Raw genomic sequence first — 18,998 nt, 5'->3', positions numbered from 1 at the left:
AAGTATCCCAGAACGAAATCAAAAATTTGCTTGGGAGAGTCGCTATGCGACCCTAAAATTCCCAATTAATTGCTTAATTCCCGATACCGTTCTTGAAGGTCTTTAATTGTAAATACCACCTCAAACTTCAACCCGACAGACTGGTAAAATTCTGCTCCCCCTTGTTGTCTGTCTACTAGTGAAATTACTTCATCGACGACATAACCAGCCGCCCTGAGTCGTTCAACTGCTTTCATCGCAGATTGTCCAGTCGTGACGACATCTTCCAAAACCACCACCTTTGCACCTTCCGGTAAGTTAGGTCCTTCAATATACGCTTTAGTCCCATGACCTTTAGCTTCTTTGCGAATAATCAAGGCTGGGATTGGTCGATTTTCATAAGCAGAAACTACACTCACCGCCGATACAATTGGATCAGCCCCCAGTGTTAAACCCGCTACGGCTTGAGTATCTGAAGGTAATAGAGATAAGAGAATGCGACCAATTGCTAAAGCACCTTGGGGATGGAGTGTTACCTGCTTACCGTTGATGTAGTAAGAACTGGGTTGTCCAGAAGAAAGAATAAAATCACCCTCTTGATAGGCGAGTTGACAAAATAAATCCAGTAGTTTTTGACGCAGATTAGTGACATCCGCAGTAGCTGCCCAATTATCTGACTGGGTAAGGGTTTCAGTAGAATACGTCATTACAAAACGGTAAAAGTTATGCTACACCAAAGGTTGAACTCATAAAAGTTCTGAACTTAAGCATAAGTTAAGATTTACCCAAAAATTGAGGAGTAAACAAGATGGGTATAAAATTTAAGTCTCTTAGTGGTTTGTTAGTGCTTTTAGCTACTGGTATGGCTTTTCCCGCGATCGCTAATGCTGAGTCAGAAGTACCCAATTATGAAAGCACAAGTGATGTATTTGAGCGTGCTTATTTCCGCCATGATCGCAATTTTTATGAAAATACTACCCCCAAGCGTCAATTAGACTCATTTTTGGGTTCTGGATCTGGTTTTCGCAATTCCTTCCCCGAAAACGAGATTGCCCGTGATGCTGAATTGCTAAACACTCTTTATAAAGATGTCTTAACACAGCAGTCAATGAATGATCCTTATCTTCGTACACCAGATTTACCCAATCCTTACAATTCATCTCTACTCATGTCCCCCCGCTTGAATGCTAATAAGTTAAAGGTAGGGACAGAATTCCGCTTTGATACTTCACTACAAAGATAGGAGTGGTGAGTGCTGAGTAGTGAGTAATGAGTTCTGAGTGCTGAGTAGTGAGTGAAACAATTTATAGTATTTGGCTTTTAGACCTAGTTTTTGTACTGTAGTCACTTAAAAATACTCTTATTGATCACTTAAGGCTCATAACTCAGCACTCATAGCTCATAACTCAGCACTCATCACTCATCACTCATCACTGATTAAATCCAGGGTGCAGGAGTTGAACCTGCCTTGGGCGAATTATGAGTTCGCTGCCTCAACCGCTCGGCCAACCCTGGTTAGAATTAGATTGTATCCTATTGTTTAGGCTTTGTGTACCATCGCAAATGGTCTTAATTGATTTTTATACTACACAATTTATTTATGGCATAGTGCAGACTATGATTAATTAAGTTATCTTAAAGATTTTAAGATACAGCTTTAACACTCTTAATATACTCCAGCTAATATAGACCAGCATTCTTTTGCAATAGCTTGTCAGCAATGAAGATAAATTCTACTGTAATTCTTACTCTGGTTTTGTTAATCCTCATGTTGGGGTCAGGTTCTGTCAGTGCATTTTTGGGGTTTAACTTGGGAAGTTCTGCACTCAAAGGTGTCACCACGCCAGATAGTCGTCCCCCTAGCAAATTTGCTAGCACTAAGTCCAATAGCTCCCAATCTGGAGAAGTGACACTCTTAAAAGAGGAGGACATCCTGAAAACTGTTAAGGCGCGAATTGAAGGTAAAGCTAAAGTCGCTAACTCAGACAAGCTAGATGAAGACGATGAGGAAATTAACAACCGCAAGCAGAAGCAAAAACAAAAAACGGAGGTAGTAGTTGAAGAGAAGCCCCAAGCAGGATTTCCTGTGACGGCTGAAAGTGAAGGTGTAACTTTCGCCGTGCAATCTGCTCGATATTCTGGTGGTGATTTACTACTGAAAGTCAAAATGCAGAATAAAGGTGCTGATTCTGTGCGCTTTTTGTATAGTTTCTTAGATGTGACTGACGATCAAGGTAGAACTCTGAGTGCAAGTACAGAGGGATTACCAGCAGAATTACCCGCAAGTGGCCCGGCATTTTCTGGTACAGTGAGCATCCCTACAGCTTTACTAGATGATGTGAAGAAAGTCTCCCTTGCGCTGACAGATTATCCTGATCAAAAACTGAAGCTAGAAGTATCAAATATTCCTGTAGATAGATAGGGACTGGGGACTAGGAATTTTAGATTTTAAATTTTAGATTTTGGATTGAATAATCTGAAATCCAAAATTGCAAATCCAAAATTGAAAAGCTGGGGATTGGGGATTGGGGAAGGGAGGAAAACTAATAACTTTTGACTTTTTTCTGCTCAATTCCCCAATCCCCAAGAGGAAGAGTTTTGTATGAGCTGTGGCGGTGAATGAATTTCCTAGTTTGAGGTTGACAGATGTGGGGCTGCGGTTGTTATCGGTACTCTTACTGATTTTAATCAATGCTTTTTTTGTAACAGCAGAATTTTCTATGGTGACAGTACGCCGATCGCGTATTCATCAACTAGTTCAGGCTGGTGATATCCCAGCGATCGCAGTCGAAACACTGCAACGTAGTATTGATAGAGTATTATCAACAACCCAGCTAGGTATTACCCTCTCTAGTTTGGCTCTGGGGTGGATTGGTGAAAGTTCGATTGTGGTGGTCATCGGTTCATGGCTCAAATCCTTTCCTTTAACCGCCAGTATGAGTAGTGCGATCGCTCATTCCATATCAATTCCTCTCACCTTTTTTTTAATTGCCTATCTGCAAATTGTTTTAGGGGAGTTATGCCCTAAATCAGTAGCCATGCTCTATTCTGAGCAGTTGGCTCGGTTTTTAGGGCCTTCAGTTAAAGCGATCGTGCGTTTTTTCAGCCCCTTTATCTGGATTCTCAACCAATCTACTAGTTATCTGTTGCGACTCTTTAGGATTGAATACACCGGCCAAAGTTGGCGGCCGCCTGTAACGCCTGAAGAGTTACAGCTAATTATTTCCACAGAATATGAATCTACTGGCTTAGAAACCACAGAACGAGAATTGCTCAATAATGTTTTTGAATTTGGTGATGTCACAGCCCAAGATGTGATGATTCCTCGTACTAGTATTGTTTCTTTGTCCAAAGATGCTACTTTTGATACCTTACTCCAAGAAATGCTCTCTACTGGGCATTCTCGTTATCCCATCATCGGTGAATCTTTAGACGACATTCGAGGAATTGTTTACTTTCGGGATTTAGCCAAACCCTTAGCTACGGGACAACTCAATTTAAACAGTCAAATTCAAGCTTGGATGCGTCCAACTCGGTTTGTACTAGAAATTACGCATCTAAGTGAACTTTTACCAATGATGCAGCAAGAAAAGCCAGCTATGGTGATAGTCGTAGATGAATTTGGGGGAACAGTAGGGCTTTTGACTATCCGAGATGTAATTGCGGAAATTATTGGCGATGTGGGCGAATCTCAAACCAGTGACGATTTGCTCATTGAGATGTTAGATCCGCAAACATTTTTAGTACAAGCCCAGGTTAACTTAGAAGACCTCAACGAAGTGTTGCATCTCAATTTACCCTTAACCAAGGAATATCAGACTCTAGCTGGTTTTTTACTCTACCAATTACAGAAAATGCCTCATATGGGCGAACTTTTTCGCTATGAAAATCTTGAATTCACAGTTGTATCTGTTGATGGGCCGCGCCTGCATCAAATTCAACTGCGTCGGTTAATTGAATAGTGACTGGGGAATAATCCAGTCAAAAGTCAAAATTAAATAATGCCCTATTCCCATTAAGCATAGGGTAGTGGATCAACAAGTCCTAATTCGGCGAAAGCGGCTAGTCGCAAACGGCAAGAATCACAAACACCGCAAGCGACATCACCACCGGCATAGCAAGACCAAGTGAGATCCCAAGGTACTCCTAATTGGTTGCCAAGCTGGATAATTTCGGTTTTTTTCAGTTCCAGCAAGGGAGCAACAATTTTGATTGGTTGCCCAACCCGTCCTTGTTTCGTTCCCAGTCGGAAAACTTCTTGCATTGCTTGGATATAGTCAGGACGACAGTCAGGATATCCTGAATAATCTAGGGCGTTGACTCCAATGTAAACACGTTCAGCTGCGATCGCTTCCGCATAGGCTAGAGCAAAACTTAAAAATATTGTGTTCCGTGCAGGTACGTAGGTTACAGGAATACTTTGTGACATCTGATCCAGAGAACGGTCTTCAGGTAAGGCGATCGCATCGTCGGTCAATGCTGAACCACCCCATTGTCTTAAATCAAAGTTAACTACCTGATGTTGGACAACCTCAGCTTTTTGCCCTACAAGTAAAGCTGAATGTAACTCTCGGCGATGTCGCTGTTGGTAATCAAATGACATTGAGTAACACTCACAACCATCAGATTTTGCTTGGTAAAGAATGGTGGAAGAATCTAATCCTCCCGATAACAAAATTACAGCTTTCATTTCCGCTTCAAATTTTTAATGTAAATCGCCAAATCAAAATCACCGCAAAGAACGTGGTTTTCCTGATGAGCATCCGTAAAAATCATTGGTTAAATCTCTAAGGGATGCAAATAATTATGCAAAAATCACTTGAGTATAACCGTAGTGGACATCTTAGATAAATCTTTTTTTGTGTAAGTATTCCAGTATGATATTGTTGTTAATTAATTTGTAATTTTCCTCACAATGGAATTGCTAATCTTTAATCCAGATAATTTATTGTCTAACTGTCTTTTAAATATTTCCACTTAGAACTACTAGGTTTTTAAAGGTAATAAAAAGGCTGATTGTAGTTTGTGTATAACAGAAAAAACCGTACACTTGAGCAATGTCTATACAAAAGACAGCCAAATTACGGGAACTCATCGCAAACTTTGAAATTCTTCATAAACAGAGCCTCTATGTTACCATCTGGATGGTTTTAGACGGATAATAATCGGCTGTCAAGTATAAACGCCAACGGCCATAGCGTCTCTAAATTTGGTGGTTGAGGAGAGAACAATAGTGCAAAATAGCATGTCAGTGGCAGAACCAAATTCATATACACAGCGCAACCAGCCACGACCGATTCGCATAGGTGTAATCGGCGTAGGCAACATGGGACAACATCACGCCCGGACACTGAGTTCAATGAAGGATGTTGAACTAGTCGGTGTGTCAGATATTAATGTCGAACGAGGCTTAGAAACCGCCAGTAAATACAAGGTGCGTTTTTTTGAAGATTACTGTGACCTGCTCCCCCATGTAGAAGCTGTGTGCATAGCTGTTCCCACTCGCTTGCATTATGCTGTGGGCATCAACTGTCTTTTGGCAGGCATTCATGTCTTAATTGAAAAACCCATTGCTGCTAGTATTTCTGAGGCGGAATCCTTAGTCAATGCTGCTGCTGATTCTCAGTGTATCCTGCAAGTAGGTCATATTGAGCGATTTAATCCAGCCTTCCGCGAGCTGCACAAAGTCCTGAAAACAGAAGAAGTTTTAGCACTAGAAGCTCATCGGATGAGTCCTTACTCTGACCGAGCCAATGATGTTTCGGTGGTGCTGGATTTGATGATTCACGACATCGATTTGCTGCTGGAATTGGCAGCTTCACCAGTCACAAAATTAACCGCCAGTGGTACTCGTTCCTTAGACTCCGGTTATTTAGATTACGTGACGGCTACCTTGGGATTTGCCAATGGCATTGTTGCTACTTTGACAGCTAGCAAAGTCACACACCGCAAAATCCGCCGCATCGTCGCCCACTGTAAAAACTCATTTACTGAAGCAGATTTTCTCAAGAATGAAATTTTAATTCATCGACAAACACCTGCTAACTCTCTCAACGATCATAAGCAAGTTTTATATCGGCAAGATGGTTTGATTGAAAAAGTTTATACTACCAACATTCAACCCCTAAGTGCAGAATTAGAGCATTTTGTCAACTGCGTACACGGTGGTAATCAGCCTTCCGTAGGTGGTGAACAAGCACTTAAGGCTTTGAGATTAGCTAGTTTAATTGAACAGATGGCTCTGGAAGAACGGGTATGGAATCCATTAGATTGGGAGTCTGAATCAAGAGTGCAATCATTGACTCCCACAGCGTAAAAAAGTTAAAAGTTAAAAGTTAAAAGTTAAAAGTTAAAAGGCAAAAGTCAACAGTAAAAAATTTGACTTTTGCTTTTTTATTTTTTAGTTGTTCGTAGTGAGGACTTTAGTCCTCAAAAGCATAAGGACTAAAGTCCTCACTACAAACATCAAGTTTTGAGATAACTATTGTATGTCATCGGATTGGATCAAAAATATTATTGAATCTTTAGGCTATGGCGGAATTGCTCTGTTGATGTTTGTGGAGAACCTGTTTCCACCAATTCCTTCAGAATTGATTATGCCACTAGCAGGTTATACAGCAAATCTTCCAGATTCAAGGCTAAATATCTTGGGTGTGTTTTTTGCCGGACTGTTCGGTTCTGTCACTGGCGCACTTATTTGGTATTATCCCGGTAAATTTTGGGGGGAAAGGCGTTTGAAGGTCTTTGCTAGAAAGTATGGCAAGTGGATTGGTGTATCTAGCAAGGATATTACTAAAGCCAAGCGGTGGTTTGATACTCAAGGTAATAAAGCAGTTTTCATTGGTCGCTTAGTTCCTGGGGTGCGGACTTTGATTTCCGTACCCGCAGGTATGAGCAATATGAGTTTGCTACCATTCTTATTTTATACAACATTAGGTAGCGCAGCTTGGGTTGGTTTGCTAACATACTCAGGATATATGTTGGGTAGTCAGTATGAACTTGTGGATAAGTACCTAGCCCCTGTATCCAAAATTGTACTTGGGATTTTGGTTTTAGCATTTGTCGCCTGGATACTCAAACGTAAGCGCAGAAATAGCAGAATTTGAAAAACAGTTACTTTTAGTTGTCAACTGGGGGTTACATCTGGTAAAAATTCGCCTACACTATGCCAAATAATGCTGAAGAAAGCGATCGCCTAAATTTTATTAAAACTTTAAATTTTGGCGTATTTGTAGTTACACTTGACGAAGCTGAAAATTTCTGGTATCCCGCATATTTGTACGATAGGCATGGTAACTTTTTACAGTTAAGAAAGGACTAGGAGCTTGTATGACTGACCAACCTTCCGCCGCTACCCCGATGAATGCTGCTGCCATCCCTCTCAACAGGGTATCAGCATCTACCCCCCTCAATACCACAGTGCCTAAATCTAATAATGGTTTGGGCAAATCTATTCTCAGTGTCGATTTGGGCAGAACCTCCACAAAGACCTGTGTGAGCCGCGAACCTAACAATGTGATGTTCGTACCTGCCAACGTCAAGCAAATGTCCATCGAACAGGTACGCGGTGGCGTGTTTGAAGCTCGTGCTACTGACCCTCTCATGGACTTATGGCTGGAGTATCAAGGCAAAGGCTACGCCGTTGGTCAACTAGCAGCAGACTTTGGGGCTAACTTAGGAGTTGGCCAGTCCAAAGTGGAAGATGCACTGGTGAAAGTTTTGGCGTGTGCTGGCTACTTCAAACTCAAAGATGAAATTTCTGTAGTCCTGGGTCTACCTTTCCTCTCGTTAGAACAATTTGAACGAGAAAAAGCCCAGATAATCAGCCAAGTCACCGGGCCTCATATGTTGAACTTCCGGGGCGAATCTTTATCTTTGAATATCTCTAAAGTTTGGGTAATGCCAGAAGGCTATGGCAGTTTGTTATGGTCAGAAGCCCAACCCAAAAAAGGTGGTAGCAGCCCTGATTTTACAAAAATATCTGTGGCGATCGTCGATATCGGACACCAAACCATTGATTTATTGATGGTGGATAACTTCCGGTTTGCTCGTGGTGCTTCTAAGAGTGAAGACTTCGGCATGAGCAAGTTTTATGAGATGGTAGCAGCTGAAATTGAGAGCGCAGATAGTCAATCTCTAGCGTTAATTTCTGCCGTTAACAAACCCAAAGGCGATCGCTTCTACCGTCCCAAAGGCGCAAGCAAGCCTACTAACCTAGATGATTTTCTACCCAACCTCATTGAGCAGTTTTCACGAGAAATTTGCAGTCGAGTTTTAGCTTGGTTGCCAGAACGTGTCACCGACGTAATCATCACCGGCGGCGGTGGAGAATTCTTCTGGGAAGATGTGCAACGTCTACTCAAAGAAGCGAAAATTAACGCTCATCTATCAGCTCCTTCTAGACAAGCTAACGCTTTGGGGCAGTATATTTATGGAGAGGCGCAATTATCCTCCAGTCGCTCTTCTAGGGCTTAAAAAGAATGTTCCAATGGTCAAAAAAGGTAGTTAAATCGGTTACGTTCAACCCAGAGGTTGCTGACGAAAGTTTGTTGGCGGTTGTAGAAAATTATTTAGAAAAACAACCAGAAAAAACTTTCAGCGACCTCTGTAAAGAAGCCTTATGGCAAACTCTATGCGTACCGGAATCCGTAAAACCTGGTCTCAAAACAGCAGAGATAGCTTCGGTTGAACAAAAAATCGATGACCTGCAACGTCAAGTGGCTGGCCTTGAGGAACGTTTTTTTGCCAAAGAATCCCATCGGTTGGAGGCATTGGAGAGCCAAATTTTGCAACTAACGCAGCAAATGGCGCATCTGGCAATTATGGTGACAGAACGACCTGTAATATACTCTTCGCCTCCACCCGCACCAGCAGCAGATGTAGTCAACACTACTACCTATCCTGTTGAACCACCAGAAGAGGTTGACCCAGTTATTAGTCGTTTAAGTCAGTTTCTGGATGATTTTTAACGAAGCACCATAAATTGTGAGCATCTCATGCTCCTATAAAAACTCCTTAATAGTTTTGACTATTAAGGATTATTAATATCTATAGATTGGGAATTTTGAATTTTGAATTAGTTTGAATCTAAAATCTAAAATCTAAAATCTAAAATTCACCTGTCATCTATCACCTTCTTACGCTTCTTTTGCTACTGAGCCAACTGTACAAATGCTAGAATCCTCAAGTGTACTACCGAGGATACCTGAATGCCAGTTATAGCTAGCCCCATCAAGTTTGGTACAGACGGCTGGAGGGGCGTAATTGGTGATGAATTCACCTTTGAACGTCTAGCTTTGGTCGCGCCAGTTGCAGCAAAAGTATTATATGATACATATTTTTCGGAAGTAGGTAGCCGCACTATTATTGTGGGTTACGATCGCCGATTTATGGCAGAAGACTTTGCCCGTGCCGTTGCCAATTCTGTTACAGCCATCGGCTTTGATGTTCTGCTGAGTGAAAGCTATGCCCCAACCCCCGCTTTTAGTTGGGCAGCAAAACAACTCAACGCTTTAGGTGCGTTAGTAATTACAGCTAGCCATAACCCAGGTGCATATTTAGGATTAAAAGTCAAAGGTTATTTTGGTGGTTCAGTATCACCAGAAGTTACAAAAAATATAGAAGAACAGTTATCAGTAGGTGTACCACCAGCAGCTACCCCCGGTAAGTTAGAAACATTTGATCCTTGGCCGAGTTATACCCAAGGTTTAGAAAAAAAAGTTAATATCGCCAAACTCCGAGAAGCGATCGCCTCTGGTAAACTCACCGTATTTGCTGACGTCATGCACGGTGCAGCTGCGAGTGGTTTGGGCAGATTATTAGGTGAACGTGTCCAAGAAATCAATAGCAGTCGTGACCCCTTATTTGGTGGTGGTGCGCCAGAACCCTTACCTAAATACCTATCTGGGCTATTTGATGTCATCAAAACTCACCGAGAGAGCAATAAATCAGGTTTAACAGTAGGGTTGGTATTTGATGGAGATTGCGATCGCATCGCCGCCGTTGATGGTAACGCTAACTTTTTAAGCTCCCAAGTTCTCATCCCCATATTAATCGACCACCTCACCCAAAGACGCAACTTTACAGGCGAAATCGTCAAAACCGTTAGTGGTTCAGATTTGATTCCCAAGGTAGCCGCACTACATAACCTCTCAGTATTTGAAACAGCAGTTGGGTATAAATACATTGCTGACCGGATGTTAGCCGCACCAGTTTTGTTAGGTGGGGAAGAATCGGGAGGGATTGGTTATGGTAGCCATATACCAGAAAGAGATGCCCTATTATCAGCATTGTATGTCTTAGAGGCGATCGTGGAATCTGGGCAAGATTTAGGAGATTATTATCGCCACTTACAACAGCAAACAGGCTTTACCTCAGCCTATGATCGCATTGATTTGCCCCTAGCCAGCATGGAAGTAAGAGCGCGTCTTTTGCAACAACTGGAAACTCAACCATTAACAGAAATTGTCGGTAAAGCTGTAATTGACTGTAAAACCATAGACGGTTACAAATTCCGCCTCGCTGATCATAGCTGGTTAATGATCAGATTCAGTGGAACAGAACCAGTTTTACGCCTCTACTGCGAAGCTTCCAGCTTAGAAGAAGTACATAAAACCCTAGCTTGGGCAAAACACTGGGCAGAGTAAGATTAAATAATTCGTAATTCGTAATTCGTAATTCGCAATTATGAACTACGAATTAGAAATTACGAATTTTCTCAGAACTAATGACTATACTTATCGTAGCTACAAGTAATCCTGGTAAGTTGCGGGAAATGCAAGCTTACCTCAAAGATACCGACTGGGAATTAAAACTGAAGTCGGAAGAATTAGAAATTGAAGAAACCGGTGATACTTTTGCGGCAAATGCTTGTCTGAAAGCCTCTGAAGTAGCGAAAGCGACAGGAAATTGGGTGATCGCAGATGATTCTGGTTTACAAGTAGATGCCCTCAATGGCGCACCAGGGGTATATTCTGCCCGTTATGGTGCATCTGACTCAGATCGCATTGCCAGATTACTTAGGGAATTAGGTAGCGAAGTTAACCGCAAAGCTCAATTTGTGTGTGTAGTGGCGATCGCTTCTCCTGATGGTAATATTGCTATTCAATCTGAAGGTATTTGTCCTGGCGAAATTCTTCATGCACCGCGTGGTGATGGTGGTTTTGGCTACGATCCAGTTTTCTATGTTCCGGAAAAACAATTGACTTTTGCCCAGATGACGCTAGAAGTAAAGAAATCAGTTAGTCATCGAGGTAAAGCTTTCGCTGCTTTACTTCCTCAATTGACCGCACTAAGTGCTGAGTAAGAAAAACGTGAGTTCGATGACCTCTCCCCAACCCCTCTCCGACGCGGAGCTACGGTGTACACACAAGTGCTACCCGCATAGATTTTGCATCTGCTGTTGGCGCAATGCGGTTGATTTTTCTAAGCTCGTGCTAGTAGGGGAGCAGCAGCTAGGAGAGTTTGGGTGTAGGGATGTTGCGGGTTAGCAAATATCTGTTTGGTGGGGCCAAGTTCGACAATTTTACCACCGTGCATCACGGCAATACGATCGCACAAAAATCTTGCTAACCACAGGTCATGAGTAATAAACAAATAGGTCAACTCAAACTCATCTTTTAATTGCAACATCAATTCCAGCACTTGGGACTGTACACTCGCATCTAACATACTCACGGGTTCGTCGCAGATTAATAGTTTAGGACGAGTAATTAAAGCCCGTGCGATCGCTACCCGTTGCTGCTGTCCCCCAGACAAGTCTGATGGATAACGTTGATAATATAATTCCGTTGGTGTTAAGCCGACTTTCTCCAACATCCATAACACCTGTTCTTTGGCTTTGGTTGCATCAGCTAGATGATGAATTAATAAAGGATCGCCTATACTTTGTCCCACCGTCATAGCTGGGTTAAGACAAGCATGAGGATCTTGAAACACCATTTGGATTTGTCGCCGGGAAGCACGAATTTCTGGACGGGACAGCTTAGTTAAATCTTGTCCTAAAAACTCTACCTTTCCAGATGTCGGACGAATTAACTGTAATATTGTCCGCGATAGGGTACTTTTACCACATCCAGATTCACCTACTAATCCCAGAATTTCCCCTGGATACAATTCCAGATTAATTCCATCTACAGCCTTAATAGTTTGACTTTCCGCCTTAAACAGTCGTTCTATAAAGTTAGGTTCGATAGTGTAATACTGCTTAAGTTCCGTTACTCGCAGGATTGGGGATTGAGTGTGATTTTCTCCAGTCGCCAGTCCCCAGTCGCCAGTCCCCACCTCATCAACTGATTGAATGTGTAACGCTGCTTGCAAAAGCGATCGCGTATATTCATGTTGGGGATTCTTAAAGACAGTATCTGTATAACCCATCTCTACCATTTTACCTTGGTACATTACCCCAATGCGATCGCAATATTCCGCCACCATTGCCAAATCGTGAGAAATTAGCAGCAGTGCCATATTTTCCTCACTACAAAGGCGGGTTAATTCTTGTAAAATCTGGGCGGAGACAGTGACATCTAAGCTAGTGGTAGGTTCATCAGCGACAATTAATTTAGGATTTAGAAGTAAAGCTAGGGCGATCGCTACCCGTTGACGCATCCCGCCGCTAAACTCATGGGGGTACTGATTCCACCGACTAGCGGGAATCTTCACCTTTTCTAAAGTAGCCAGTGCTTGTTCCTTGGCTTCCTTGGCTGATAACTCTGGTAAGTGGGCTTGCAAAGTTTCGATGCAGTGATTCCCAATTGTCATCAGAGGATCAAGCCGCGTCATCGGGTCTTGGAAAATTAATGCTACCGCTTCTCCCCGAAATTTCCGCAATTGGGTTGGTGTTAAATCAAATACCGATTCTCCTTGAAATGTCACGCGCCCTTCCACTTGACTAGAAGCTGGTAGTAGACGCATTGCCGCCCGTCCCAAGGTAGACTTACCACAACCCGATTCACCAACTAACCCCATTTTTTCACCAGGTTGTAAGGTAAAAGATACGTCATCAACTGCCCACTGTAGTTCTTCCCCGTTACGCTGCGGATAAGCGACACGCAAATTTTCGATACAAAATAACTCTTTACTCATAGTTTATTTATCAGCCCAAAGCTACCAGCTTGGATATTTTTAAATTTAAGCTAGTGTATCAAATTCTTTAAATTAAAGTATTGGATTTGAATAGGGAAATATAATCAAATATTATTGCTACTGATGCTAAAATCTGGCTTCATATTCAAATAAGAATAGATTTTCATTTCCCAAATTAGTCGCGCCACGTACAAGAATTTCGTCATTGAGACGATAAAGCAAATTGTAACGGAAAGACTCATTGGTAGCAAAAGCGCGTGATAAGGAGACAGATAAGTTACGGTTGACGTTAAACACACCCTCTGCTGACAAATTGAGAACTGAAGATGTAGTTGATTCTTGACTAGTAGCAGGAGTAGGAAATATCCGAAATTCGTTAAAGCCAACCGCCTGTCCGATAGCAGTGATAGTTCCTTGCAAACCACCTAAAACAGTAGAGCCGGCGAAATTAGTCAATCCTTGTGTTAAATCTCCTGGCTGACTGAGAGAATTAAGAATCGAGCCACCCAACAAACCAACAATTTCTCCCTGACTTCGGCGAGGTTCACTCGTCAATTCCAAATTGTCTGCTAATTCACTGGCCTTACCTGTCGCCCTTGCTTGGACGCGAACGGTACGTAAAGTCCCAAAGTTGTTAGCGGAAATATCGCTAATTTCCGAAGACAAAGGTGATTCTAAGATTTGACTACCTGTTGCCGATGTCTCAGATACAATTGTCACCAATCGGACATCTAGGCTGGGGTCAAGTCCTTGGCTGGGAGTAAACGTCGCTGTTTGTTCATAGCCCCGCGCCAAGGTAAACTCTGTAGAAAATAAGCTGATTCGTCCTCCTGTCAAACGGATGACTCCTTGAGGGAGGGGCTTGGCTAGAGTACCATTGATAGTCAGGTCGCCTTTAGCATCAAAGCTCAGTACAGGTTGACTAAATGCCGATGCTCCTGGTATAGAGCTGAGTAGAGACTCAGTTGTAACCCGAATATCGTCGCCCAGAACCAATCGTAAATCTGCAAACTCTATAGGTAAGTTGGGTGTAGTGCTAACCTCTGTTGTAGTTACTGGATTACTGCTAGCCTCTGGTGTATTGAGAGTAATAGAAGTAGGCTCTGGTGTCGTTGCAGTCGTGTTTGCTGGGTTTGAGCTATCAGCCGCAGATTTGCCAATAATGACTTGACCATCACTCAGTTCTATCTCTCCACCAATTACAGGTTTTAGTGCTGTTCCCCGAATTACGGCATTACCGCTAACATCACCTTGATACAATCCTGGAACTTGAAAATCTAGTTGTTCTTCTATAGATACGGTTAGGGGATTGGATGCGTCTGGCTGAGGAGTAAAAATAGGTAAAATTCCTGTGACAGCTACTAGCCCTTGATTATAATTGGCTTGAATACCCTCTACATTTAGCGTACTACCATCAAATACCAGTGTTCCTGTGACATTTGTGAGGGGTTCGGATAAAGCTTGAGCGCGAATAGTAGCATTATTAACTCTGGTAGTTCCATTGATAATTGGCTCTTTTAACGTACCCTGAACATTAACATCTACTTGGCCTTGACCATCTACCCAACTAACTTGATTATTGGTAAATACATTTAACAGTGCCAATCCTTCATTATTCAAACTGGCGTTGACACTGAGTTGATTATTATCTGATGGCACTGCCGCAAAAGGTAGCGGTGCAGGTACGCTACCTGTAATTGATAGGGGTTGTGTCCCAGTCAATAACAAGGTGCTATCAAAACCCAGACGAGCATTGTTGTAATTAAATTTTACCTGTCCTGTTTGCACAGGTTGCTGATTTACAGTGGCATTAGCTAACGAAACTTCACCATTAACTTTAGGGTCATTTAAACTACCTTGCAAGTTAGCTACAGCATTTACTTGACCTGTGACATCTACAGGGTATTGCTCGATAAAAGGCTGTAAAAGTGACAGGGGTAAACTTGCTACATTTAAGTTTCCAGATAGTTGTTCTGTTCCTAACTGTCCAGAAAAAGCGATTAATCCTTGATTTATCCCCAGAGTTAATGGTGAGAGTGTAACTACACCATCTGCAAAATTACCTTTAGCTGTGACTTGATTAATCGAATATTCACCCCATCGCCAGTTATTACCCTGGAAATTAAAGCCGACATTCAAACCAGATTTTAATGAACCACTAGCTGTAATTCCCCCACTTAAAGCACCTGTTAATTCTGCAAGGGTAGGTAAAGAGGTTGCTTGTTCTTTCTCTTGCTGCTGTTGTTGTGCTACCGATGTTTCAATTTGGGAAAAATACTCTAACTGTGTTTGCAAGTCTGCATTCGGTAAACTCACAGGTGTAGTGTCGAGTACCTCTGCTCCGGCTAACGTTGGAGACTCCAACCCGCTACCAAGGTCTTGGAGGTCGAAGATATTAAATGCTTGCAAGATTTGCTCAATTTTAGTTGGCTCTAAATCAGCTTGTACTTGAAATTTGGGGTCATTACCGGTTTGCAAATTTCCACTGAGAGCTATGCTGCTGTTTCCTAACCGCAATAGACCATTAGTTAAGCTAGCAGTCCCATCGGCATAGTTGATATTAGCTCGAAATTCTTCTGCTGAGACTCTAGCAACACGGGGTTTAATTATCTCTATGTCTCCACTTGCTGCATAACTATTCAGGTTAACAACTAAATTTCCCGATAGTTCTCCCCCTAGAGGTTTCAAGCTATTGTCAGGTAAAAAGCCACCAACCAGAGCTATAGGAAACTGTTGGGCGTTGATAATTAAGTTATCTGCTGCGATTCTACCTGTGCTAATCGCCTGACCGCACTTGAGTAAAAATGAGGTGGGGAGATAATCTGCACCCAGATTAACTGCTATTTTGTCTTGTCTCCCTGCAAGTTGCAGTGTTGCTCCTTGTCCTCCTTGAAAAATCACGTCTCCAGTTAAAACTGGGTCAAATGCTAAGTTACCGACATTGAAATTCCGCAGCTTGATATTACCAGTAGCCTTGGGAGTTTCCAGAGTCCCTGTAACTTGCCCATTAAAATCAAGTAAACCTGCTATTGCTATATCTCCAGGGACTTGCAAGCCAGTGTTTTGCAGGTTGAAATTCTCTGCTAGGACATTCAAATTAAACCCAGTGATTTGGGGTGTACCCGTCTGGGGTAATTGTACAGCGATCGCACCACTAGCACTAAATCCTGGAATACTCGCACGTTGGACTATAATCTGCTGTCCATTCCACTGAAATTGGGCTGTTAGCGGTTGCGCTAACTGGGGTACGACTTGGGAAGCGCGGATTTGTCCGGCTGCGCGAATATCTGCAACCTCGAAAGACTCCGTTGTCCCTGTCAATTTGATATCGCTGTTCAGCCGTCCTTGGAGTTGTGGTGAGAAACGGTTGAGTTGTATTTGGTCAGCGTTGACAACGGCTTGCCAGCGACCAGCATTGAGGTTAATGTCTCTCAGATTAACGCCACCTCCTGCTAAACTCAAGCTGGCCTCTCCTGTAGCTTGAATATTTGCAGGTTGAAAAGCCGTAGTGCTTCCTGACAAATTTACTGATGCACTATTTACAACTCCCTGGAACTGTGGTGGTATCTCCTGAAAACGATTTAATTGTAAACTTTGGGCATTGACAGCAGCTTGCCAGCGTTGTTGAGTAAGCTGACCATTGGCTGTAATTGTACCACCTACTACGTTAAAAACAGCACTTGGCAATAGGATATTCTGCCCTTGTTGAGTAATCACAACTCGCCCCGTAGTTGGATAGGTAGCAGTAGGTGCTTGCAGTTGTGCTACTGTCCGCAGATTGCCAAGAGTACCGGAAATTCTCGCATTGGCTGATATAGAACCGACTTTGATTGTAGATGCAGGGGTGTTGGTTTTAGCGATCGCATCCCCTGGTAAATTTTGGGCTTTAATATTGAATAATACATTCCCTTGGGGTGCTAGCTGAACTTGACCACTCCCCACGATTTGTCCCCCGGCTGGCGGCTTCACCTCTACACTAGAAATGTTCAGTGCCAAAGATTGTTTATCTAATGAGCCAGTAATTTCTGCTTCTGCTGAGACATTACCCACATTGATGGGAGGAGTCAAGCCATAGCTACGTGCTAGTATATCCCCGGATATATCGACTGCTTGAATCTTAAAATTTACTTGATCACCCAGAGTAGCTTCACCGCTTCCTGTAATTTCACCACCTGCGGCGGGGACTAGTATTAAATTTGAGACAAAAATTCGAGAAGCATTTTCAGATATACTCAAACGAAAATCAGTATTGACGGTTTTAAATTGAACACGGTCAACTTGAATTGGTTTGGTGTTGCTGGCTGTACCGCTAAGAATTGGCTGCTGAAGTGTCCCCTGCAACCTAATATCTGCTTGCACTTCGCCAGTAGCTATCACTGGTGAATCTACTTTGAGTGTGTCTAAAATATTTTTCGCACTGACTGGTTTTACCTGGGCTGAGATGTTAAAACCTGTTTGTGTATTAACTGTTCCATTTGCTACGATGGGGACTTGACCAAGGTTTGTCGTGAGATTATCTAGAGCGATCGCCTGACCTTTAAATGTCAAGTTACCATTAGTATTAGTAAACTGTTGGGGAATATCTTGGATTTGAGCAGTCACCCCACTAGGAGTAGCTGTCCCCGTAATTACTATATCTGCGGAATTGGAGAGGATTTTCAGTCCTAAATCGGCATCTATACGTCCTGCTTGTAAAATAATTGGCAATTGAATTAGGCGACTGACATCAGAAGCTTGTAAACTTTGTGCTACAACCTTGAGGCTAGTTGCTTGTGTTTTCAATTCTGTTTCACCAGAGATATTAACTGTACCGCCTCTGGTAAGTTGACCATTTATTTCATAACCAACCCCTGTGTTTTTAGGTGAAAATCGCGCAATACCACCAAATTTATCTATAACTACAGAACCTTTCGGCTTAATTGATGTGGATGCTGGTAATAACTCTACATTCCCATCAACAAGCTTGAGTGTTTGTAACTCAATTTGAATAGCACCTTGACCTTCTCCACTCTTAACATCAGCCGTAACCCAACTACCATCTTGATCTTGTTGGATGTAGACCTTGGGCTGAACTAATGTGACATTTAATGGTAATGTTCGGGTAAGTAATATTTGTAAGGGTGAAAACTGCACATCAACGCTCTCTGCTTTCACCCAATCTTGATCTGTAGAAGTTGCTGGTATCGATAGAGAGCTAAATCTCAGACTAGAGAATGAAAAAGCTGCAATTTTGCCTAATTTTATTGGTCGCCCCAGCAATTGCTCCAGATTTGTTTCTACTAACGGGGCTAAATCGTTGTATACATATTGTCTTACCCACCAAGTACCAGATGCGATTCCAGTGAGCAAAATAATTCCTACAACTAGGTTGGTACGTCTTGAAAGGAGAAGATTTAATAAACGACGGTTCGCTGACTCCTGATCATTTCCTGATTTTGGTGAGTGCGTCATTTTTATTATTAGTGTCTGCTTACTAGGCAGTAAGTGGATTTCTTGAGTGCTTGATGATCCTTCAACTATGGTGATTGTACCATCTTGACGCACACGGAATCCGCAACTAGTGCCGCATCTCCAATAAAATTTTGATGACAACTTATCACCAGAACGCGATGGTTTCTGGAATCCTCAGTCAGATATAAGTTTGAGTTAAGAGGAAAAGGGTTGTTCTATGTCATTATTTACTACTTTTGCTAGCTTAAAAATTCACATTTTTAATAATTTTTATATGAAAATTGCTTGTATTTTTCATGGGAAAGATAATAAAAGAAGATGCTTCTTCCTTTATTACTTTATTCTTGTTGTTTAACTTTCTCACAAGATTAAGAAAAAATACGGAGGTGCGTATAATTATTAAAACAGACAATATTATTTATGGTTAGACAATAATAATACTTCCTTTGGGAGTAGTAACTGCAATTCCTAGAAAAATTTGACTT

The 18,998-nt window shown here is 42.2% G+C and carries 14 protein-coding genes and 1 tRNA gene; 10 read left to right on the top strand and 5 right to left on the bottom strand.

Annotation, left to right across the window (positions count from 1 at the left end; translation table 11 throughout):
* Window positions 1-65 precede the first annotated feature (65 nt).
* Complete coding sequence (gene pyrE / locus VB693_RS16920) at window positions 66-686, bottom strand: orotate phosphoribosyltransferase (protein ID WP_323267273.1); 621 nt, start codon at window positions 684-686, stop codon at window positions 66-68.
* A 101-nt stretch (window positions 687-787) separates the two neighbouring features.
* Here pyrE and VB693_RS16915 point away from each other — a divergent pair, with 101 nt between their 5' ends.
* Window positions 788-1,222 (top strand): hypothetical protein, encoded by a 435-nt coding sequence (locus VB693_RS16915; protein WP_323267272.1) that lies wholly within the window; start codon window positions 788-790, stop codon window positions 1,220-1,222.
* Window positions 1,223-1,421: 199 nt separating this feature from the next.
* Here VB693_RS16915 and VB693_RS16910 read toward each other — a convergent pair.
* Window positions 1,422-1,494: transfer RNA gene (locus VB693_RS16910), tRNA-Ile, on the bottom strand.
* A gap of 205 nt (window positions 1,495-1,699) precedes the next feature.
* On the opposite strand from VB693_RS16910, the gene VB693_RS16905 reads away from it, so the two are divergent.
* Window positions 1,700-2,401, top strand: a complete 702-nt coding sequence (locus VB693_RS16905; RefSeq protein ID WP_190698471.1) for a hypothetical protein — start codon at window positions 1,700-1,702, stop codon at window positions 2,399-2,401.
* Window positions 2,402-2,594: 193 nt separating this feature from the next.
* Window positions 2,595-3,941: a hemolysin family protein gene (locus tag VB693_RS16900; RefSeq protein WP_323267271.1), complete on the top strand. Its 1,347-nt coding sequence runs from the start codon at window positions 2,595-2,597 to the stop codon at window positions 3,939-3,941.
* A 53-nt stretch (window positions 3,942-3,994) separates the two neighbouring features.
* On the opposite strand, the gene queC is transcribed toward VB693_RS16900, so the two are convergent.
* Complete coding sequence (queC, locus tag VB693_RS16895) at window positions 3,995-4,669, bottom strand: 7-cyano-7-deazaguanine synthase QueC (RefSeq protein WP_323267270.1); 675 nt, start codon at window positions 4,667-4,669, stop codon at window positions 3,995-3,997.
* 543 nt (window positions 4,670-5,212) lie between these two features.
* On the opposite strand from queC, the gene VB693_RS16890 reads away from it, so the two are divergent.
* The 7 genes from VB693_RS16890 (at window position 5,213) to rdgB (ending at window position 11,284) form a co-directional block, all read left to right on the top strand.
* Window positions 5,213-6,295: a Gfo/Idh/MocA family oxidoreductase gene (locus VB693_RS16890; RefSeq protein ID WP_323267269.1), complete on the top strand. Its 1,083-nt coding sequence runs from the start codon at window positions 5,213-5,215 to the stop codon at window positions 6,293-6,295.
* Window positions 6,296-6,467: 172 nt separating this feature from the next.
* Window positions 6,468-7,085 (top strand): DedA family protein, encoded by a 618-nt coding sequence (locus VB693_RS16885; protein WP_323267268.1) that lies wholly within the window; start codon window positions 6,468-6,470, stop codon window positions 7,083-7,085.
* Between the two features lie 59 nt (window positions 7,086-7,144).
* Complete coding sequence (locus VB693_RS16880; RefSeq protein WP_190698456.1) at window positions 7,145-7,300, top strand: hypothetical protein; 156 nt, start codon at window positions 7,145-7,147, stop codon at window positions 7,298-7,300.
* Between the two features lie 8 nt (window positions 7,301-7,308).
* Window positions 7,309-8,454: a ParM/StbA family protein gene (locus tag VB693_RS16875; RefSeq protein ID WP_190698453.1), complete on the top strand. Its 1,146-nt coding sequence runs from the start codon at window positions 7,309-7,311 to the stop codon at window positions 8,452-8,454.
* A 5-nt stretch (window positions 8,455-8,459) separates the two neighbouring features.
* A complete protein-coding gene (locus VB693_RS16870) occupies window positions 8,460-8,948 on the top strand; it encodes a plasmid segregation centromere-binding protein ParR (RefSeq protein ID WP_323267267.1) in 489 nt (162 codons plus the stop codon).
* A gap of 240 nt (window positions 8,949-9,188) precedes the next feature.
* Window positions 9,189-10,625: a phosphoglucomutase/phosphomannomutase family protein gene (locus tag VB693_RS16865; protein WP_323267266.1), complete on the top strand. Its 1,437-nt coding sequence runs from the start codon at window positions 9,189-9,191 to the stop codon at window positions 10,623-10,625.
* An 80-nt stretch (window positions 10,626-10,705) separates the two neighbouring features.
* Window positions 10,706-11,284 carry an RdgB/HAM1 family non-canonical purine NTP pyrophosphatase gene (gene rdgB / locus VB693_RS16860; RefSeq protein ID WP_323267265.1) on the top strand — a complete coding sequence of 193 codons (579 nt, stop codon included), beginning with the start codon at window positions 10,706-10,708 and terminating at the stop codon, window positions 11,282-11,284.
* 119 nt (window positions 11,285-11,403) lie between these two features.
* Here the strand turns inward: rdgB and VB693_RS16855 are convergent, their stop codons facing one another.
* Together VB693_RS16855 and VB693_RS16850 are read right to left on the bottom strand one after the other, a co-directional pair.
* On the bottom strand, window positions 11,404-13,062 hold the full coding sequence (locus VB693_RS16855; RefSeq protein WP_323267264.1) for an ABC transporter ATP-binding protein: 1,659 nt from the start codon (window positions 13,060-13,062) through the stop codon (window positions 11,404-11,406).
* A gap of 126 nt (window positions 13,063-13,188) precedes the next feature.
* Window positions 13,189-18,513, bottom strand: coding sequence for a translocation/assembly module TamB domain-containing protein (locus VB693_RS16850; protein ID WP_323267263.1), 5,325 nt, complete (start codon window positions 18,511-18,513; stop codon window positions 13,189-13,191).
* Window positions 18,514-18,998: the final 485 nt, after the last annotated feature.

Source organism: Anabaena sp. UHCC 0399, assembly GCF_034931465.1.
Taxonomy (GTDB): domain Bacteria; phylum Cyanobacteriota; class Cyanobacteriia; order Cyanobacteriales; family Nostocaceae; genus Trichormus; species Trichormus minutissimus.
The sequence above is the reverse complement of the archived record's forward strand: the minus strand, read 5'-3'. Positions and strand labels throughout refer to the sequence as shown.